Source organism: Paraburkholderia sp. JPY419 (assembly GCF_050435705.1).
Classification (GTDB): Bacteria; Pseudomonadota; Gammaproteobacteria; order Burkholderiales; family Burkholderiaceae; genus Paraburkholderia; species Paraburkholderia youngii.
The window spans coordinates 1,934,615-1,950,826 of the sequence record NZ_JBNDKV010000004.1; the positions used below are offsets into that span (position 1 = coordinate 1,934,615).

Genomic DNA, 16,212 nt, shown 5'->3' on the forward strand with positions numbered 1-16,212 from the left:
AAATCATTATAGCGACGCGCTCTTGCGCCACTGGCCGCTGCGCTTGCCGATCACCACGGCACGACTTTGCCGAGGTAGTCGAGGTAATGCAAACCGGCGCGGCCTTGGTACGCGTCGATCGTGCCGACCAGGTTCGGGATGCTTTCGTCGATGCTCAGACGCGCGTCCGGCCCGCCCAGATCGGTTCGCACCCAGCCGGGCGCCATCAGCAGCAAGGTTTTGGTGTCGCTTCGATGACGCGCGGCAAAACTGCGCATGAACATATTCAGCGCGGCCTTGCTGCCGCGATAGACCTCGTAGTTGCCGTTCTCGTTGTTGGCGACGCTGCCCTGCCCCGACGACATCACGCCGATCGTGCCGCTCGGCCGGACGAGATCCTGCAGCGCCTCCACGACCCGCATCGGACTCAACGCATTGGTCACCATCACGCGCACGAATTCGTCGGTCGATACGTCAGCGATCGTTTCACGATCGTCGTTCTTGACGCCGGCATTGACGAACAGCATGTCGATCGGGCGTCCTTCAAGGCGGCTGCGCAGTGCGATGACCTGTTCGGGAATCGTGATGTCGACCGATTCGACTTCGAGCGCTGCATACGTCTTCGCTAGCTGCAGAAGCCTGGTCGTGGAATTTTGCCTGCCGGTGGCGATGACTCGCCAGCCGCGTTTCAGGTACTCCTCGACCATTGCGAAGCCGAGGCCGCGCGAGGCGCCGATCAGAAGCACGGTTTTTTGTTCGGTTGCGGGTTGCATGGAGCGTTTCCTGTCGATGGACTCGGGTTGAAACCCGTCAACGAAATATAGTCACGCGTGACACAGCGCGAAAGATCCAATGCTTGCACTTATCGACCGTGAATCGTCGACAATGAGCAAACGCCCGAATCAGGAGACCGCGATGCCACCCTCTGATAAATACTGGTTCCCGGCCAAACGCTATGGCTGGGGTTGGGGCTTTCCCGTGCGCTGGCAAGGATGGGTGACGCTGCTCGCGTATCTCGTGTTGCTCGGGGTGGTCGCTTTCCGGTTTCAACCCGCGGGTCATCCGCTCATGTTCGCGTTGCTGGTCGCGCTGTTGACCGTGGCCCTCGCGGTCGTGTGCTGGCTGAAGGGCGAGCCGCCGCGCTGGCGGTGGGGTAAGGACTAGCCGGCCCGCTCCGTCACCGGATTCACGGAAATATTGGTTCGACGCGCGCAAGCCATTGCCACGCCAAACGCCGCCAGAGAAACCAGTGACACCAACAGCACAGCCCACTCCACTGGAAAATAGCTCTGCCCGATTGTCCAGATCATCGCGGCCGAAATCGGCGCGACGCCCTTTGCAATATTGGACGGCGTAGAAAGCAGCCCGTTGATCGCGCCAAATCCTTCGACCCACATTACGTCCTGCACAATCGTTCCACGCAGGATGGTCATCATGCCGTTCGCTCCGCCGTAGATCAGCGCGAAAACGATCAGCAGCACGGGCGATGCCCCGGCAATCAGCAGGATCACCACCGACACCGGAAATGCTGTCGTGATGACCAAGCCGACGATTTTCGGAGAGACGTTCCGTCCAAATGCGAACCACAGAACACGCGCGAGAACTTGAGCCGGGCCGATGAGCGCCATCGTCAACAGGATGGTGGACTGTTGGACATGACGCTCGGCCATCAGCGGAACGAGGTGAAACGTCAATGCCGCGAACGTGACGTAGTAGGCGGTAAAGCACACCGCGAGCGCCCAGAACACCGGTGAGCGTAGCGCGCGCCGGGTGGACGCGGCGTTCACCGCCTTGACCGCGCCCTTGTCGACGGCAGCAGCATGGCGCGCGTCGTTTCCGCGGATCGCCAGTGCGTGAATGGGCAGGCAGACGCAGAGATTGATCGCCGCTAGCGCGAGCAGCGCGTGACGCCACCCCAGCAGATTGATGAGCAACTGCGTGAGCGGAATGAATGCGGTGCTCGCGAATCCAGCGACAAGGGTTATCAGCGTGATCTTCGTGCGGAAGCTGCCCGGATAATTTCGCGTGATCACTGCGAAAACCGGGTCGTACAGCGTGGCCGCCATCGAGATGCCGAGGCCCACCCATGCGACGAATAGCATCGCCAGGCTGTTTGCCTGCGACCACATCACGAGCATTGCGGATGCGAGCAGCGATCCCGCCACCATGACGGCCCGGCCGTGTCCGTGGTCGATCCAGGTGCCGACCGGATACGCAGCCAGCCCGGACACGAGCAACCCGACAGACAGCGCCGCGTTGGTCGATGTCCGGCTCCAACCGAGCGCATGTTCCATCGGTACGACAAAGAGCGAGAACGCGTAGTAGATCGCTCCCCACGAAACGAGTTGCGCGGTGGCTAGTGCCCACGTCGCGATCGAACCTCGATCCTGCTGCTGCGCGAACGCTGTCACTTCTTATGCCCCCGTTGTGCCCCGGTTTGCCCTGAATTAACGCTGCCTGTTAAGGCGCCGCGCAACATGCCTTCTCCGCGACCGGCGCCGATGTAGGCGCACAGCAAGAACTCTTGCTGCCGTCATACCCGCTCGCGTTACGGTCGGTACTGCATACACCCGTTTCCGGCAGTTCGAGTTCGACGCGACGCGCGGCCTCGAAGTCGCCCGCGAGCCATGCCGCAATGGAGCGCACCTGTTCGTAGCCCGTCGCCATCAGGAAAGTCGGAGCGCGGCCATAGCTAGCCATTCCGGCGATGTAGAGTCCCGCATCGGGCTGCGCCAGTATCTCGGCGCCATGCGGCCGCACCGTGCCGCATGAATGGAGATTCGGATCGATCAGCGGGGCGAGGGCGCGAGGTCATTCCAGCGCCGCGTCGAGATCGAGACGGACTTCTCGCAGGATCTGCAGTTCCGGTCGAAGCCCCGTCGCTACGATCATTTCGTCGACCTCGACGGCACGCCCGTCAGCGTCCCGAACCTCGAGGGCACTACGGTTCACCCTGATTTCGTCGACGGCAAACGGCATCAGCAGTTCGATGCGACCCGCGTTGACCAGTTGCTTGAGCCGCTGACCCAGTGCGCCGCGCTCCGGCAACTGGTCAGCGTCGCCCCCGCCGTAGACCTGACCTGGCTGCGAGCGTCGCATCGCCCAGACGAGCGTCGCGCCAGGCTCCTGCGTTGCCAGCTTGGCGAGGTCGATCAGCGTGCCGATAGCCGAGTGTCCAGAGCCGATGACCAGCACCTTTTTGCCCGCGTAACGGCTACGGTCTGAGCCCAGAACGTCGGGCATGCCGTAACGGATATGTGCGTGAGCCGCCTTTTCACCGATAGCCGACAATCCGGACGCGCCAGCCGGAGCCGGATTCCCCCACGTGCCCGTCGCAACGATGACGGCGCCCGCAACGAAGCGCCCTTCTTCGCCATTGCGTTCCTCGAAGCGAATTTCGAACGGCTGCTGCTCGCGCTGCGCGCTCTTGACTTTGCCCGTGCGAACGCGGGCGATACCGGTGACGCGCGTGCCAAGACGCAGACAACCAGCAATCTCAGGCGTGCGCGCGAGCGGCAGCAGATACTGCTCGGCCAGTTCCCGCCCCGTCGGATAGGCGTCAGCGTCAGGTGCCGACCATCCTTGCCGTTCGAGCAACGCACGCGAAGCGCGGTCGATGTTGTACTGCCACGACGAAAACATATGAACATGGCCCCAGGCCAGCGGCGCAGCGCCTGCCGTTTCTTCCGCTTCGAAGATGACCGGATTCAACCCTTGCTGGATCAGATGAGCGGCCGCAGCGAGACCAACTGGGCCTCCACCGATGATTGCGGCGGGCGAAAACGAGTCGAACTGTTGTTTGGACATCTGGGGCGCAGAGGCGCTCTTCGGGCGGCAGCATGAAGACACGGCTAACTCCTGAGTAGGTAGTTTCTATGTAGTCGAGAGCAAAGCGATTGCGTATGGCGGAGTCAGTGGCCAGTCTGATTCACGCGTTTCGACAGTTCCTCGGCGCTTTCCTTGCGCTCGCTGTATCTGTCGACCAGATACGGGCCAATGTCGCGGGTCAGCAAGGTGAACTTGACCAGTTCTTCCATCACATCCACGACACGGTCGAAATAGGAGGAAGGCTTCATGCGTCCAGCCTCGTCAAACTCAAGGAACGCCTTCGCGACAGACGACTGGTTGGGAATGGTCAACATGCGCATCCAGCGCCCGAGGACACGCATCTGGTTTACCGCGTTGAACGACTGCGATCCGCCGCTCACCTGCATTACCGCGAGCGTTTTTCCCTGCGTCGGACGGACAGCCCCGACCGAAAGAGGAATCCAGTCGATCTGCGACTTCATGATCCCGGTCATCGCACCGTGGCGCTCAGGCGAGCACCAGACCATGCCCTCCGACCATTGCACCAGTTCTCGCAGTTCGGCCACCTTCGGGTGGGTATCCGGTGCATCGTCCGGCAGCGGCAGACCGCTCGGGTTGAACGTGCGTACCTCGGCGCCCATCGCCGTGAGCAGGCGCGCGGCTTCTTCCGTCAGCAGGCGGCTGAACGAACGCTCGCGAAGCGAGCCGTAGAGCAGCAGGATACGCGGCGGATGAGTCGATGCGGTCGCGGGCCGCAACTGGTCGATGTCGGGTACGCGAAACAGCGCCGCGTCGAGTTGGGGTAGATCAACGATGCGCTCAGACACGTTTGCCCTCGGCATCGATGACCACTTCGCCGTCTTCCTTGCGGAACGGTCCGCGCTGAGGGTTCGGCAAGAGGGTAACGCGGTTCATGTACTTTCCCCGGCGCCATTCAGGCACATTCGTACCAGTTCCTGGAACGGTTCACGACGCGCACTACGACCAGCATCACCGGCACTTCGACGAGCACGCCGACCACGGTTGCGAGCGCAGCACCCGATTCGAAGCCGAACAGACCAATCGCGGTCGCGACAGCCAGCTCGAAGAAGTTGGATGCTCCGATCAGCGCGGACGGGCAGGCAATGTTGTGCTTTTCACCAACCGCACGATTGAGCCAGTACGCAAGGGCTGAGTTGAAAAACACCTGGATCAGGATCGGAACAGCCAGCAGCACGATGACCAGCGGCTGCCTGATGATCGCCTCGCCCTGGAATGCGAACAGCAGCACGAGCGTCACCAGCAGTGCCGTAATGGACCAGGGGCCCAGCTTCGCCATGAACGCGTCGAATGTCTGCGGCCCCTTTGCGAGCAGCGCCTTCCGCAAGAACTGCGCGAGGATGACCGGAATGACGATGTAGAGCAGGACGGATGTGAGCAGCGTCGCCCACGGCACGGTAATGGCCGACATGCCAAGCAGCAGCCCGACCAGTGGCGCAAAGGCGATGATCATGATGCTGTCGATCAAGGCGACCTGTGACAGCGTAAACAACGGATCGCCACCAGTCAGCCGGCTCCAGACGAACACCATCGCCGTACACGGCGCGGCGGCCAGCAAGATCAGCCCGGCGACATAACTATTGAGCTGGTCGGCGGGCAGCATGGGCGCGAACAGATTCTTGACGAACAGCCAGCCCAGAAATGCCATCGAGAACGGCTTGACGAGCCAGTTCACGAAAAGCGTGACGCCGATTCCCTTAACGGGCCGACGGACCCCATGCAGTGAACCGAAATCGACCCTGATGAGCATCGGGATGATCATCACCCAGATCAGCAGTCCGACCAGGAGGTTGACGTGGGCGTATTCCATCCGCCCGATGTGCTGAAAGACGCCGGGAAAGACCTGGCCCAGCAGGATGCCCACGACGATGCACAGCGCGACCCATACGGTCAGATATCGCTCGAAGAAACTGATGGCGGGCCTCGACGCTTGTGTCGGCGACGCGATGTTTGGGGTATTCATTCGACGGTTCGACGGAAATCAGCTTTGCTGGATGCGGTTCAGGGCTTGCTGAAGGTCGGCATAGTTCAAGGTATCCAGGGGCAATGCCAGAAGTTGCAGCATGCGATAGCCAATCGCCTGGCGCGTCAGCTCGAACGCCCGCCGTTTGCCTTCGTCGCCTCCCGGTGCATTGGACGGGTCGGCGTATCCCCAATGCACCTTGACGGGACTACCGGGCCAGTACGGACATTCCTCCGCTACAGCGCTGTCGCACACGGTGATCACCACGCGCATTTGCGGAGCGCCTTGGGCCACGAACTCATCCCAGCTTTTACTGCGATACCCCGCGGTATCGATACCCGCGTTCGTGAGCGCTTCCAGAGCGAACGGGTTAAGGCGGCCGCTCGGTGCGCTGCCTGCGCTGTAGGCGCGGACATCCTTGCCAAGCTTTTGGGCCCAATGATTGAGCATGCCTTCGCCCAGCACGCTGCGCGCCGGGTTGTGGGTGCAGAGGATCAGAACGTTGGTGGTCATGACGGAGTTCCGGTCATTGTCTGCTGCTGCAGACGTTCGGAATATCGCCTGAGGCGCAGGATGCGCCGGCGCAGCAGTTTTCCGTGAGAAAACCGATCAGGTCCGTCATCGCGTCGAAATTTGCCGTGTAAATGACGAAGCGTCCGTCCTGACGAGACTTCACCAGGTCGGCGTGAGACAGGTCCTTCAGGTGGAACGACAGGCTCGACGGCGCAAGACCCAACTGTTGGCCGATTTCGCCGGCGGGCATGCCTTCGCGGCCCGCGACAACCAGAAGACGGAAGATCGCGAGTCGCGAGTCATGGGCAAGCGCGCCGAGCGCACGGACAGCAAGGTTCGGGTTCATGGGCGGAGCATACGTCAATGGCTTCGACATTTCAAGATTTGTGGAAATGTCGATCGTGATGCTCGACGGATCGGGAGAACAAGGGTGGGTGGCGACTTCGCTGTGAATAGCGCCCAGTCAGCGCTAAAGCGGCGGGCGTCCCATGTGAGCCATCTGCGCCCGCCCAATGCGTGGCTACAACGGAGAGGCGTACTGCGCAATCCCATTCCCAAACGACCAGTTCTCCTTCTCGACCTCGACGAGATTGATGAACACATCCTCGGGCCGCACGCCGGGCGACCTGCCGAGTTCATCGACGATGCGCCGGTACAGCGCCTTCTTCTGCTCGACCGAGCGTGTGTTGCTGACGGTCAGCTGGATCACGACGAGATCGTCGCCGCGCTCGATATTCTGGTATTGCCGGTCGTAGATCATGTTGTCGGCGGTGTGCTCTGTGATCAGCATGAACATGTCGTCCTTCGGCACGTTGAACGTGTCCACCAGCGAGCGCTGAACACTGGCGGTCAGCGCTTGGCGGTAGTCGGCCTGCTTGCCGGCGCGCAGTGAGATTCGGGTGAGCGGCATGACGGGCTCCTTGTTGCGGTGTTGGGTTGAACACAGCTTAGGCGCGCTAGACCATAATAAACAGATATCCATGCCTATTTCACCCATTTCCATCTGAAATGAAAGTCCTCGATCTCGATGCGGTGCCGGCCTTCGTGCTGGTCGCCGATCTGCGCAGCTTCACGCGCGCCGCCGACGCGCTCGACACCACGCAATCGGCCGTCAGCCTGAAGCTGAAGCGACTGGAGGCGCACCTGGGCAAGCAGTTGCTGGAGCGCACGCCGCGCGTGGTGCGTCTGTCCGCCGACGGCCACGCGTTTCTCGGCGCCGCGCGCGAGTTGCTGAACGCGCACGAGCGCGCGCTCGGCGCGCTGTCGGTCGAGCGGCGCCGGCTCGTGCTCGGGCTCAGCGAGCACGTCGCGGGGCCTGATCTGCCGCACCTGCTGGGCCGGCTCAACGCGCACGATCCCGGTCTGGTGGTCGAGTTGCACATGGGCACGTCGGCGGCGCTGCTCGCGCAGTTCGACGAACGCCGGCTCGATGCTGCGATCGTCCGCTACGGCGCCGACGAACCACCGCGCGACGACGCGCAGACGCTGTTCAGCGAACCGCTCGGCTGGCTCGCGACGCCGACGTGGCTACCGCGACTCGATGAGCCGCTGGCGCTCGCGCTATTGAGCCCGCCGTGTAATGTGCGCGACGTCGCGCTGCGCACACTCACAGCGGCGGGGGTCGCATGGCAGGAGGTATTTGTGGGTGGTGGTGTGGCGGCGGTGGGCGCGGCCGTGGCCGCCGGGCTCGCCGTGTCGCCGCTCGCGCGCCGGGTCGCGCCGCGCGGTCTGCTCGACGTCGGCGCGCGGCTCGGCCTGCCGGCACTGCCGGAATCGCGTGTGACGCTGCATTCGCGCGTGCGCGAGGCCCGCTCGGCGGAAACGCTGCGGCTGCTCGCAAACGGCCTCGCCGCGGCGTGACACGGCGACCGATGCCGGACCACGCCGCACCGCTCGAAGCGGCCTCAGTGGATGATCGGCGGCAGCGAACCGCTGCTGGCAGTCGCCGGATTGGGCGCGGAGCCCATCGGCGCAATGTCGCTAACGTTTGCGGACGTATCCGGCGAAGTCGGCACCGCGGGCCTGACCGGATTCGCACGGGAAACCGCCGGCTTGGCCGCGACTTTGTCTACGTGCGGACGCGCGGTGTGAGCTGCCGCGAAATCGGCATGCACGACCTTACCCGGAGCCGGTTTCGCGTGCGCCAGTTGTACATGCGGCTGCGCGTTCTTCGCGGCCCGCGCGGTCACGGTGGCGTGCGACCGGTACTGGCTCGAGGCCGCGACTTTCACGCCGCCGCCATGCGCCGCGAGCTCGCCGCCGTGGCCCGCGCCGGCCGATGCGACATGAGGCACCGCGTGCCGGACCCTGGTAGCCTGCTGCGCATGCGCACCGGCCTTGGGCTTGACGCCGCTCCGTGTGGCCGCCGTCACCTTCACCTTCGCCGCTCCGGGCTGGTTCCGCGCGTGCGCCTGCCTGGTAACGTGTCCGCTCGCCTCCGGCGGATTCCATACTTCCGCATAACCGGCGGCCAACGCCGCCTCCGACACACACCACACGGCCAGCGCCGCTGCCACTGCTCGAACCCGCATCTGCTGCTCTCCTGATCGACGACTGCCAAAACGAGCCGGGATTATATTCTCTTGCAAAAATCCATTTATGGACTAATATCATTAAAAAGTACACATAGGGACTTACCCGAAATGGCTCACGCTGCCCGAATTTCCTCGCCCGAGGCATCGCCGCGACGATCGCTTTCCGAACCCACGCTGACGCAGATGTCCGCGGCGGGCCTGCGTGCGTTCTTCAACATCGCGCGCGACTGGGACCTGAGCGCCGACGAGCAGATCGTGCTGCTCGGCAAGCCGGGCCGCTCGACGTTCTTCAAGTGGAGGGCGACGCCCGAGACCGCGCGCCTCAGCCACGACACGCTGGAGCGACTGTCGCTGCTGCTTGGCATCTACAAGGCGCTGCAGATTCTGCTGCCGCAGCCGAGCGCCGCCGACACCTGGGTCAAACGCCCCAACAGCGCGCCGCCGTTCGGCGGTAAACGCGCGCTGGACCGCATGCTGGCGGGCAACATCAGCGATCTCGTGGCCGTGCGCCAGTATCTCGACGCAATGCGAGGCGGCTGGGCGTGACAAAACCGCAATGGCAGGACCGCTGGACCAGCGCCGCGCTCGACTGGACGCCCGCGTATCGTGTGATTCCGACGCGCTTTCCGGCCATCAACCTGTTCGACCGCGTCGCGTCGCCGGAAGATTTCGAAGCGCTGTACGCGCTCGAAGCGATGACCAACGACCGACTGCGCACCGAAATCGGCGAACTCGATCTGGTGCCGCGCGAGGAGCGCCGCTTCGGGCCGGGCTACGGGCCGATCATGGCCGCGCTTACGCATCTGAATCCGCTTGGCAGCCGCTTTTCCGACGGCACGTATGGGGTGTTCTACTGTGCGCGTTCACGCGAGACGGCGATCGCCGAAACGCGCTATCACACCGGTCAGTTCCTCAAAGCGACCGCCGAGCCGCCGATGCGTCAGCAGATGCGTCTTTACACGGTAGTCGCGCAAGGCGGCGTGGTCGACTTGCGTCGCGACCCCGAGCTCGATGAAGCCGTGCTATCGCCCGACGACTACATTGCCGGCCAGGCGCTCGGGCGCGCGGTTCGCGAGGCGGGCGCGCCGGGCATCGTCTATCCGTCGGTGCGCGACAGCGCCGGCGAATGCCTCGCGGCGTTCCGCACGACGCTGCTGCGCGACTGCCATCACGCGGCATACCTCGAATACAACTGGAACGGCACGAGCGTGGATATGGTGTTCGAGTTGAACCAGGTCGGGTGACAGAGGAGCGGCGCAGCCGCGTGGCGACTTCAGCCGCTCAAGGCAAGGCCAGTTCCGCCGCGCCTTCCGCGCGAGCGGCCTCGACCGAGATCGACCAGCGACGCAGCGCCTGCGGCTGCACGATCGTCAGCGTGCCGTCCGGCCCGAACGCGCCGGTATCGATGAACACCTGCGAGCCGATTTGCGTGATGTCGCGTACCGGCGTATGGCCGCAATAGGTCAGCGACAGCCCGCGCTGCCGCAGCGGATCGCCGTGACCGAGCGCGAGCTCGCGACCCCACAGCAATTGCTGGCGCGTTTCGGCCGAATAATTGCCCGCGTCGAGATCGGCATCCGAGCCGAAAAATTCGGCGTGCAGAACGTTGAAGCGCGTCTTGCCGCTGCCGATCACGCGCACGAGCGGCAGCGTGCGCAGATGCTCGGCGTAGTAACGCAGACGTTCGTCGGGCACGTCGGCCGCCCACCCGCCGCCGATGCCGTACCACCACTGCCGCCGCAAGCGGCCGTCGGCGACCGCGCACAGCGCGTCTTCGTGATTGCCGAGCACCGCATAGAACCACGGCTTCGCGAGCAGCGCGAGCGCCTGCTCCGAGTGCTCGCCCCGATCGACCAGGTCGCCGACCGAAAACAACCGGTCGCACGTCGGATCGAACGCGATCTGACGCAGGAGGTAGCGCAACGCATCGACGCAACCGTGCAGATCGCCGACCACGAAATCGCGGCCGGCCTCGTTGGCGTCGTGATGTTGAACGAAGTTGGCGGGAATGGCATTCATCTCATCATGATAATGCCGCCGACGCGCCCGCGTATGCGGGGTGCCTATCGTATCCGCACGCCTCATCGAGCAAGAAAGACATCGAACGACGCAAAAACGACGCTGAAACGACACATTCGCGGTATGCGTTACCGGGATTGCATATTTTCGCGAGTCACTCCTGCCGCGGCGCCCGAGTCGCCTCGCCTGTTATTGCAGCGTGCGCAGCTTCGCCACCTGGCCGGTCGTGATCGTCGCCTGCGGATTGCCGAACTGTTTCGTCACGTAGTTGGTGATCGCCGCGATCTGCTCGTCGTCGAGATGGCCGCCGAACCCGGGCATCAGCACGTCCGCGTGCGTGGTGGTGCGGTTCACGCCGTGCAGAATCACCAACGCGAGATTGTTCGCGTCGTTCGCGCCGACCGTCGAGTTGTGGATCAGCGACGGATACGCGCCCGGCGCGCTCGCGCCCACGCCCTGCCCGGTCCAGTTATGGCAAGTCGCGCAATTGGCGACGAACAGCTGCGCGCCGTTCACGCCGGTGATCGCGGTGCCGCGCAGCGCAGCGACATCGTTGGCGGGATTGCCCCATTGATGACGAGGACGCGCGTCACCGCCGCTCACGGCCGGCACCGAGCGCAAGAATGCGACGATCGAGCGCAGATCCACCGGCGTCAGATACTGCGTGCTGTTCGCGACCACTTCGCCCATCGGTCCGGCCGCGTTCGCGCGGCCCGGCGCCGCGCCGGTCGACAGATATGACGTGAGTTCGTCGTCGCGCCAGCTGCCGACGCCGCTCAGCTTGTCCGGCGTGATATTGAACGCATGCCAGCCGGCCTGCACCGCACCGGAGAAACGCGCGCTGGACTGCAGACCCTGCATGAAATTGCGCGGCGTATGGCATTCCTCGCAATGCGCGAGCCCTTCGACCAGATACGCGCCTCGGTTCCATTCGGCGCTCTGCTTCGGGTCCGGCACGAAGCGCCCTTCGGTGAAGTTGAACATGTTCCAGAACACCATCAGCCAGCGCTGATTGAACGGGAACTTGAGGCTGTTCGCGGGCGGCGTGTAGTGAATCGGCGTGAGCGTGTTCAGATAAGCGCGGATCGCGAGCACGTCCTCCTTGGTCACGCGCGTGTAGGCCGTGTACGGGAACGCCGGATAGAGCCGCTCGCCGCCCTTGCCGATGCCTTCGTGCATCGCGCGCATGAAATCGGCGTCGCTCCATCGGCCGATGCCGGTGTCGGGATCGGGCGTGATGTTGGGCGTCACGATCGTGCCGAACGGTGTGCCGATCGGCAGGCCGCCCGCGAATGGGCGCGACTTGTCGGCCGTATGACAGGCCGCGCAATCGGCGGCACGGGTCAGGTATTGGCCGCGCTTCACGAGTTCGCCATTCGCGGCGCTGCCGTCGAGCGTGGCCCGGCCGCCGTCCGACGCCTGCGCCGCGTCGTCGGCGCGCGCCTGGGTGATCGGCATTTCGTCGGTCGAAACCGCGTCCGGGCCGTGCGACTCGTGCCACGCAATCGACAGCGCGAACAGCGAAAACGCGGCCGCGAGCGCGGCACCGCCGAAGCGGCGGCGCTGGGCCAAGTGCATCCGCGCAGAATCCAGCTGTACGCGAGAGGTGTTCTTCAGCATTGTGGCTCTCCGGTCAGCGCTCAAATTTCGCGCTTCAGCTTGTCGGCCAGCTTCAGCGACAAGGCCGCGATCGTCAGCGTGCAGTTCACCGATGCGGCGGTAGGCATCACGCCGCTGCTGGCGATGAACAGGTTCGCATGATCGTGCGTGCGGCAGTCCGCGTCGACGACCGAACTCGCCGCATCGCTGCCCATGATCGTCGTGCCCATGATGTGATTGTTCGGCGCGAAGCTGTCGTCGAACGAGACTTCGGTGCCGCCGAATAGCGCCGCGATCTTCGCATACTGTTCGTGCGTATCGGCGGCGCTCTTTTTCACGTAGTCGTTGATCGAGTAGTAGATCTCGGGCTGCGCAATGCCGAGCGCGTCCTTGTGATCCGCCGACGGCACGATGCGGTTCTGCGGCTCCGGCAGATGTTCGTGAAAGCTGTTGATGCTCAGCGTGCGTGCCGCGCGGTCGCGAATCTGCCGGTCGAGCTCGGCGCCGGTCAGGCCTTTTTTCAGCAGATCGGCGGTAACGCCCATAGTCGGCACGCCGTTCGACAGATGCAGCTTCTTCGACGCGTAGTCGGAGCGGAACGCACCGTCGCGGAAGTTGACGATCGAGGTCATCTCCATCGGGCCGCGGCCGGGCCACAGCGGTTCGTTGGCGAGAAACGTGACGCCGGTGCCCGGATGGTCCATCAGATTGCGGCCGACCTGATCGGAGCTGTTGCCGACGCCGTGCGGGAATTTTTCCGAGGTCGACATCAGCATCAGCTTCGGCGTTTCGATGCCGTTCGCCGCGAGCACGAACAGCTTGCCGGTGACGCGTGTGCTATTGCCGTTGGGGTCCTTGTAGTGGACCGCGCTGATGTGCCCTTTGTCGTCCGCTTCGATGCGATACACGACCGCTTCGGGAATCAGCTTCGCACCGGCCTGCTCGGCTTTCTCCGCATGGATCACGCCGTTGTACATCGCGGCGATCGGGCAGATCGGCATGCAGTTGTTGTTGCCGCAGCAGGTCGGCCGCGCATCGTACGGCCGGCTGTTGCGCGCAACCGGTTCGGGCACGACCTTGAAGCCCTGCGCGTTGAGCACGTCGCTGAAACGCTGATCCATGTACGACAGCGGCAACTGCTGCATCGGATAGGGCTTCGAGCGCGGCGAGCCGAGATCGATCGAACTATCCGGACCGGACACGCCGAGCTGCACTTCGGCGGCCACGTACCACGGCTCGAGCGCTTCGTACGGATACGGCCAGTCGCGCCCGACGCCATACAGCTTGTGCAACTGGAAGTCCGACGGCAGCAGCCGCCACGCGGCGGCCGCCCAGTGCCACGTCGTGCCGCCGACGAGCCGCACGTATTGTGAGTTGTACGGATAATCGCCCTTCTGGATCAGGTAGTTGTTCGCGGGCGCGTATTCGGGATGCGGCGCGTAAGGCGTCGACGGATACGGCGTCGCGAAGTCGGACTTGGCCGGCGAATTGCGGAAGTTCTCGACGATCTGCCAGCGCGCAATGCGCGGCCCAGCTTCGAGCAGGATCACCGACGCGCCCGCCAGTGCCAGCTGATGCGCAACGAGACTGCCGGCGACGCCCGAGCCGACCACGACGATATCGGCGGATTGTGTGTTTGCCATCGTTTCTCTCTCCGGTGCTCTGCCTGTTGCGGGCTTGGTTCGTGCGCTGCTGGCGTGGCCCGCTGGCGAGCCCGCGCGGCTTACGCCTGCAGCGGCTTCTGCGTCCAGTAGAACGGCACGTCGCGGCAATAGGAGGGAATCGTGAGCACGTCTTGCACAGGCGCGAACATCAGCGCCTTTTCATACGCGATCACCTGGACGTGCGGCATGTCGCCGACGAGTCCGAGATACCACGCGCGCATGATCGCGCCGACCGCTTTTGCGAGCGCGGGCTGGTCGCTCTGCAGCGCCTGCGTGACGGTATCGGACGGCACGCCGCCGTGGCCTTGCAGCCAGGTGTTCAGCGCGGCGACGTTCTGCGCGAACTGCTTATCGGCACGCGACAGCGCATCGTAGACACGCTGGCCGAGCACGGTGTCGAAACTGCTACGGCCGGTGAGGTGTTGCGAAAGCGCGAGGAAGGCATCGAGTCCGCCGCCGGCTGGCGCCGTAGCGGCGAACGCGGGCGCGATCCACGACAGCGAACGGCTCGCGCCGGCGAACGCGAGCGCCGCGGCCGCCGCGCACGAACCGAGCACCCACGCCCTGCGCGAAGCGGAAAACGACGGGGACAAACCGGTGAAACGCGTGGCACTGCGATAGGACTTCGCTCCTTGCCGATGCGTCATGTGGGGATGCGCATCTTTATCCTCAGGAACATCTGTCATGGGGGCTCCAGATGATGAGTCGTTCTCGACGAGCTGCGCGGGGAAGGCATGATGCCGTTCGCGTGCCGCTTCGTTTGCTCTTCCCCAAACCTGGTCTGACGCCGCTTCAGCGGTCTCGAATCCGTGCGCGCGATTCACGCGCGCCGCCTGTGTGGCGCTGTATGCATGAGCGCAACGAGTGCTGCCGTTTTCTGCCAATCGCCTTTCAACTGAAAGCGGCGCGCAAGGCCGCTGCGAAAGACTATAGCCTGTGACCCACCATTCGACAATCGGTCCTCGTTGCACGCGTAGAATCAGCGACACCGACTGCCCTACACTTTGTCGTCCATCTCGACTCATGTCCATCAACTACTATCCGCAAGTTCTTCGCAATCGGCCCCGCACGGTGATCGGCCTCGTGATCGGGATCGTCGTCGCGTTCCTCGTGCCCGATCATACGAGCCCGATGGCGCGCACACTGATCGGCTGGGACGCCGCCATCTGGAGCTACCTGCTGATGATCTGGGTGCACATGGCTCTCGCCGACGAGCACCGCGTGCGCGAACGCGCGATACGCGACGACGAAAACGCGGGCGTCGTGCTGGTCGTGATCTGCGTCGCGACGATCGCAAGCATCGCCGCGATCGTGCTCGAACTCGCGACGGCCAAGGGCTCGGGCGGCGCAACGACCTTCTGGCACTACCTGCTGACCGGTCTGACGCTGATCGGCGCATGGTTTCTGATTCCGACGATCTTCACGCTGCACTACGCGCGCCTCTACTACGGCACCGACGCGAAAGAGACCGCGTTGAAATTTCCCGATCATCATTTACTGCCGAACTACTGGGACTTCCTGTACTACTCGTTCACGATCGCGGTCGCGTCGCAGACCTCCGACGTGGTGCTGCGTTCGCGCGAAATTCGTCGCGCGACACTGGCGCAATCGGTCCTGTCGTTCTACTTCAACGTCGCGGTGCTCGGCTTGTGCGTGAACATCGCGGCGGGGCTGCTGGGTTCGTGACTCGGCCATTGCGCGGGGCTCGGATGAATTTCATGCGAATGCCACGCGCGTGCCACATAGCTGCCACGCGAGCGTCACCCTGGCTGCGCGCGTCCGTCTGTGTAAATCCGACCCGCGTCGTCCCGTTTTACATGCCGCGCCAGCCGCAGCGTGCGTAACAATGCCCGCTTAATCGCGCGCGCTCCGTGCGGGCGCGCACCTTCGGCACCCGCCATCTCAACGTAACCTCCCCCTTTTCCCGCTAGCGGGCCGCCGCGTTGGCACATGGTTTGCTCCCTTTCGGCGACGAGTGACGACCAGTCCCACCGGACCGGCGTCTGGCGCGAAAGCACCCGCGACTGGCCAGCGGGGTGACGATCTTTGCACTACATTGACCAATACGTGCCCCCGCTGACGCATCGCGCGGTAT

19 protein-coding genes and 1 pseudogene are annotated in these 16,212 nt (G+C 64.0%); 5 read left to right on the top strand and 15 right to left on the bottom strand.

Translation table 11 applies throughout. The features are described from left to right. Nucleotides 1-50: 50 nt before the first annotated feature. A complete protein-coding gene (locus tag QFZ91_RS37340; RefSeq protein WP_429570344.1) occupies nt 51-752 on the bottom strand; it encodes an SDR family NAD(P)-dependent oxidoreductase in 702 nt (233 codons plus the stop codon). Between the two features lie 142 nt (nt 753-894). Between QFZ91_RS37340 and QFZ91_RS37345 the strand changes: the two genes are divergently transcribed. Beyond that, nucleotides 895-1,143 carry a hypothetical protein gene (locus QFZ91_RS37345; protein WP_429570345.1) on the top strand — a complete coding sequence of 83 codons (249 nt, stop codon included), beginning with the start codon at nt 895-897 and terminating at the stop codon, nt 1,141-1,143. On the opposite strand, the gene QFZ91_RS37350 is transcribed toward QFZ91_RS37345, so the two are convergent. The 9 genes and pseudogenes from QFZ91_RS37350 to QFZ91_RS37390 all read right to left on the bottom strand — a co-directional run bounded on the left by QFZ91_RS37350 (nt 1,140) and on the right by QFZ91_RS37390 (nt 7,211). Next, nucleotides 1,140-2,390 (bottom strand): MFS transporter, encoded by a 1,251-nt coding sequence (locus QFZ91_RS37350; protein WP_429570346.1) that lies wholly within the window; start codon nt 2,388-2,390, stop codon nt 1,140-1,142. The genes QFZ91_RS37345 and QFZ91_RS37350 overlap by 4 nt on opposite strands. 49 nt (nt 2,391-2,439) lie before the next feature. Then, nucleotides 2,440-2,739 (bottom strand): hypothetical protein, encoded by a 300-nt coding sequence (locus QFZ91_RS37355; protein WP_429570347.1) that lies wholly within the window; start codon nt 2,737-2,739, stop codon nt 2,440-2,442. A 51-nt stretch (nt 2,740-2,790) separates the two neighbouring features. Next, a complete protein-coding gene (locus tag QFZ91_RS37360) occupies nt 2,791-3,786 on the bottom strand; it encodes an FAD-dependent oxidoreductase (protein WP_429570348.1) in 996 nt (331 codons plus the stop codon). A gap of 104 nt (nt 3,787-3,890) precedes the next feature. After that, nucleotides 3,891-4,628 carry an arsenical resistance protein ArsH gene (gene arsH, locus QFZ91_RS37365; protein WP_429570349.1) on the bottom strand — a complete coding sequence of 246 codons (738 nt, stop codon included), beginning with the start codon at nt 4,626-4,628 and terminating at the stop codon, nt 3,891-3,893. Next, nucleotides 4,606-4,686, bottom strand: a pseudogene (locus QFZ91_RS37370) (arsenate reductase (glutaredoxin)); the annotation flags it as partial. The gene arsH and the pseudogene QFZ91_RS37370, both read right to left, overlap by 23 nt. Before the next feature lie 34 nt (nt 4,687-4,720). Beyond that, a complete protein-coding gene (gene arsB / locus QFZ91_RS37375; protein ID WP_429570350.1) occupies nt 4,721-5,788 on the bottom strand; it encodes an ACR3 family arsenite efflux transporter in 1,068 nt (355 codons plus the stop codon). An 18-nt stretch (nt 5,789-5,806) separates the two neighbouring features. Beyond that, on the bottom strand, nt 5,807-6,301 hold the full coding sequence (locus QFZ91_RS37380; protein ID WP_429570351.1) for an arsenate reductase ArsC: 495 nt from the start codon (nt 6,299-6,301) through the stop codon (nt 5,807-5,809). A 13-nt stretch (nt 6,302-6,314) separates the two neighbouring features. After that, entirely contained in the window at nt 6,315-6,647 is a 333-nt protein-coding gene (locus QFZ91_RS37385; protein ID WP_176378893.1) for an ArsR/SmtB family transcription factor, read from the bottom strand. Between the two features lie 174 nt (nt 6,648-6,821). Next, on the bottom strand, nt 6,822-7,211 hold the full coding sequence (locus QFZ91_RS37390) for a tautomerase family protein (protein ID WP_429570352.1): 390 nt from the start codon (nt 7,209-7,211) through the stop codon (nt 6,822-6,824). Between the two features lie 98 nt (nt 7,212-7,309). Here QFZ91_RS37390 and QFZ91_RS37395 point away from each other — a divergent pair, with 98 nt between their 5' ends. Beyond that, nucleotides 7,310-8,161: a LysR family transcriptional regulator gene (locus QFZ91_RS37395; protein WP_429570353.1), complete on the top strand. Its 852-nt coding sequence runs from the start codon at nt 7,310-7,312 to the stop codon at nt 8,159-8,161. A gap of 44 nt (nt 8,162-8,205) precedes the next feature. Here QFZ91_RS37395 and QFZ91_RS37400 read toward each other — a convergent pair whose 3' ends face one another. After that, on the bottom strand, nt 8,206-8,832 hold the full coding sequence (locus tag QFZ91_RS37400) for a hypothetical protein (RefSeq protein ID WP_429570354.1): 627 nt from the start codon (nt 8,830-8,832) through the stop codon (nt 8,206-8,208). A gap of 186 nt (nt 8,833-9,018) precedes the next feature. On the opposite strand from QFZ91_RS37400, the gene QFZ91_RS37405 reads away from it, so the two are divergent. Both QFZ91_RS37405 and QFZ91_RS37410 read left to right on the top strand, forming a co-directional pair. Beyond that, entirely contained in the window at nt 9,019-9,381 is a 363-nt protein-coding gene (locus tag QFZ91_RS37405) for an MbcA/ParS/Xre antitoxin family protein (RefSeq protein ID WP_018424156.1), read from the top strand. Then, entirely contained in the window at nt 9,378-10,079 is a 702-nt protein-coding gene (locus tag QFZ91_RS37410) for an RES family NAD+ phosphorylase (RefSeq protein WP_429570355.1), read from the top strand. Before QFZ91_RS37405 ends, QFZ91_RS37410 begins: the two co-directional genes overlap by 4 nt. 37 nt (nt 10,080-10,116) lie before the next feature. Here the strand turns inward: QFZ91_RS37410 and QFZ91_RS37415 are convergent, their stop codons facing one another. From QFZ91_RS37415 to QFZ91_RS37430, 4 genes are all read right to left on the bottom strand, one after another. Next, nucleotides 10,117-10,854, bottom strand: coding sequence for a metallophosphoesterase (locus tag QFZ91_RS37415; protein WP_255208723.1), 738 nt, complete (start codon nt 10,852-10,854; stop codon nt 10,117-10,119). A 189-nt stretch (nt 10,855-11,043) separates the two neighbouring features. Continuing rightward, a complete protein-coding gene (locus QFZ91_RS37420) occupies nt 11,044-12,474 on the bottom strand; it encodes a cytochrome c (protein WP_429570356.1) in 1,431 nt (476 codons plus the stop codon). Nucleotides 12,475-12,494: 20 nt separating this feature from the next. After that, nucleotides 12,495-14,096: a GMC family oxidoreductase gene (locus tag QFZ91_RS37425; RefSeq protein ID WP_429570357.1), complete on the bottom strand. Its 1,602-nt coding sequence runs from the start codon at nt 14,094-14,096 to the stop codon at nt 12,495-12,497. A gap of 80 nt (nt 14,097-14,176) precedes the next feature. Next, nucleotides 14,177-14,803 (bottom strand): sugar dehydrogenase complex small subunit, encoded by a 627-nt coding sequence (locus tag QFZ91_RS37430; protein WP_429570358.1) that lies wholly within the window; start codon nt 14,801-14,803, stop codon nt 14,177-14,179. Between the two features lie 337 nt (nt 14,804-15,140). Between QFZ91_RS37430 and QFZ91_RS37435 the strand changes: the two genes are divergently transcribed. Beyond that, on the top strand, nt 15,141-15,803 hold the full coding sequence (locus QFZ91_RS37435; RefSeq protein ID WP_176123338.1) for a DUF1345 domain-containing protein: 663 nt from the start codon (nt 15,141-15,143) through the stop codon (nt 15,801-15,803). Nucleotides 15,804-16,212: the final 409 nt, after the last annotated feature.